Below are 2,662 nucleotides of genomic sequence, written 5' to 3'. Positions count from 1 at the left end.
GGTAATCAAGGATTTTTACTTGTGGGTCTGCGTATTTAAGATAGCGTTTTAGCTGTCCGCTTAGATTGGCGGTAAACTGCGGCACACTCATGCCACTGGCTTTAATGCGTCCTATAAGCGGAAATTGCACAAAGCCCTGCTGATCGACAGGGTAACCGCTTGCACCAGCTGCTGCCATGTCAGGATAACCGACTAAGACAATGCTTAAAATGTCGCCTTGGGCAATTCGATAATCTACTCGTCTAGAGTCTTTGATCAAACGAGCTAAGTTACTACTAGGTTGGGAAATTGCTTGCTTAGGAGGTAATGTTGCTAGACTGAGCGGCTGCACGTTGAACTGTATGCCGTTATCTGCTGTAAACGCACCGCTAGGGGGTAAGTCGCCAGCCTGCAGTCCTGAATTTATGCTCGTACACCCTGAGGTGAACCCAACCAGTAATGTGCAAATGACAGTCATACACAATGATTGCTGAATTTTCGAAAGAATCATGATTGAATTTCACCCTAAATAACAGTGCGGAAAAACGCGACGAACAATTAAACTTACTTTTTTTGAAAACAAAAAATCAGCATTCTAACACATTAAGTCATCCGATGAGCATGGATGTAAATATTTAATGAATAATTACTGTTATTTATGAATTCATTATTTTATAGCTCTCCGCATATCCCTATTTTTTCTGAAAACTATTGAAACATCCATAAAAAAAGCTTCCAAGTAATTGGAAGCTTTTTTATTACTAAATATGGTGGGCCCAGTAGGACTTGAACCTACGACCAAAGGATTATGAGTCCTCTGCTCTAACCAACTGAGCTATGGGCCCTTTAGACGCACAATGATACCTGATTTTTATATATTTTCAAGTAAAACTTAGCAAGAAGGGCATACTATTTGATTAATTCTCGCTAATTACCACCAGCCAGCGTCAAACTGCGCCCACCATCTACGGTTATTGTCTCGCCTGTCACATAACTGGCTTGCACCAAATAGAGTACGCTATGTGCAATATCAGCAGGTATACCTATTCGTTGCATAGGAATGGAGCTTATAATCTTACTTTGCTGTTGGCTATCAAGTGCTTGATCGCTATCCGCATCAGGTAAAATATTGACCCCAGGCGCGACCCCATTAACACGTACCTCAGGCGCCATATCCAGCGCCAAAGACTGCACCATCATCCGATGCGCCGCCTTTGCCATATTGTAGACCGTATAATTGGCAAAAGGCTTATCATGCGCATGAATATCAAGCAGACTAATAATACAGCCTTGCTGACTTTTTAGATAAGGATATAGCGCTTGACTCAATAATAAAGGCGCTTTTGCATTGGTCAAGAGCAGCTCATCCCATTGGTCATAATTAATGCTGCCAAGGGGAGTAGGGTAAAAGCGAGAAGCATTATGTACCAGTACGTCTAGTTGCCCAAATGCCTGCATGATAGTTTGGGTCAGGTGCTTGAGAGTGTCTCTCTGATTCACCACTGCCAAATCTGCAATAATAACCACAGCACTATGAGCCCAAGTATCATTAAGCTCGTCAGCGAGGGCATGTGCCTCTTGCTCACTATGATGACAATGGATAATGACGCGATAGCCTTGCCGATGAGCAGCACGAACAATCGCAGCACCAATACGCTTAGCACTACCTGTGACAAGCATGACCGGCGCAGGTGTCGTCATAGGCTGAGTAGTTGTGAGTTTTTGAGTCATAGTATAGTTTTAATCAGGATATGGTTGTAAGTTTTCAAAAAGTGTTTAAGCTTTTTTTAGTCAGGCAGTTTGCGTTTGTAAATGCTCAATCCTACATTGACGCAAGGCTTCTCCAATTGCTGGACCTTTTAGGTTTTGGTCAATATCATTCATACCAATAGCATGGAAGCTATTCAATGCCAACATCATTTGTCGATGTTGTAGCGCTAGCTGCATGACTTGGCTGGTGACCAAGAGCTGCGAGAGTTTGTCAGGTGCTTTATGGGCACTACAAGCTTGAATAAGATCGATTTTATCAGCTGCCGTGAGATGGTTGACGGTGCTTAATTTTTCGATTTGTTGAATGAATAAACTGGCAAACTGGGTTTGTGCTTTTGGCACTTTAGCCATGTTGCCAATATCATTAATACCTTTACAAGCTATTGCCACATCAGGGGTTTCTAACTCACTAGATTTGGAATTAAATAGAGACGACTGAAGGCTGGTCATCAATAGTGCCCAACGCTGCGATAAGTTGAGCTGCATTTGACCAGAAAAATACAGCGCTGTCTGTACCGTTTCTCGTATCTGCCCAGCATTCCAAGCCTGATGTAGTGGCATAAACTGTTCTGTGAGTGCACCGATGTCAAATAGCTGCTGCCAGTATACCTGAGGGGACAGTTGCATCATTGCTCGGCTTGACTCTTGCCAAATACGCTCGCTACTTAAATGAGCAAGCTCTCCTGAAGCAACCAACTTACGCATCAGGGCTAATGTATCATCAGCAATGGTAAAGCCCAAATCATAATAGCGGCTATAAAATCGCGCCGTTCTCAGCACCCGTAAAGGGTCTTCACTAAAGGCACTCGATACATGACGCAAAGTCTTGTCTTTTATGTCGCCCAATCCACCATAATAATCGATGACTTCATTACTTATCGGCGTATCATCGATTAGGCTAGTGACTTCTATA

3 protein-coding genes and 1 tRNA gene are annotated in these 2,662 nt (G+C 43.1%); all 4 read right to left on the bottom strand.

The genetic code is table 11. The features are described from left to right. Nucleotides 1–490 (bottom strand): polysaccharide biosynthesis/export family protein (locus VLN09_RS06845; protein ID WP_325244941.1); only part of this gene is annotated, 490 nt, incomplete at its 3' end. Nucleotides 491–747: 257 nt separating this feature from the next. After that, nucleotides 748–824: transfer RNA gene (locus tag VLN09_RS06840), tRNA-Ile, on the bottom strand. Nucleotides 825–906: 82 nt separating this feature from the next. Continuing rightward, the gene (locus VLN09_RS06835; RefSeq protein ID WP_325244939.1) at nt 907–1,710 is read right to left on the bottom strand and encodes a pteridine reductase; all 804 of its coding nucleotides are present in this window, start codon (nt 1,708–1,710) and stop codon (nt 907–909) included. 60 nt (nt 1,711–1,770) lie between these two features. Then, the coding region (locus tag VLN09_RS06830) for a tRNA nucleotidyltransferase (protein WP_325244937.1) at nt 1,771–2,662 on the bottom strand (892 nt) is incomplete at its 5' end.

Source organism: Psychrobacter sp., from assembly GCF_035469765.1.
Lineage (GTDB): Bacteria > Pseudomonadota > Gammaproteobacteria > Pseudomonadales > Moraxellaceae > Psychrobacter.
This window is presented reverse-complemented; position numbering and strand designations above follow the sequence as displayed.

Coding starts and splice junctions, on each gene's coding strand:
- VLN09_RS06835 (WP_325244939.1), bottom strand. CDS start 1,710: ATGACTCAAAAACTCACAACTACTCAGCCTATGACGACACCTGCGCCG.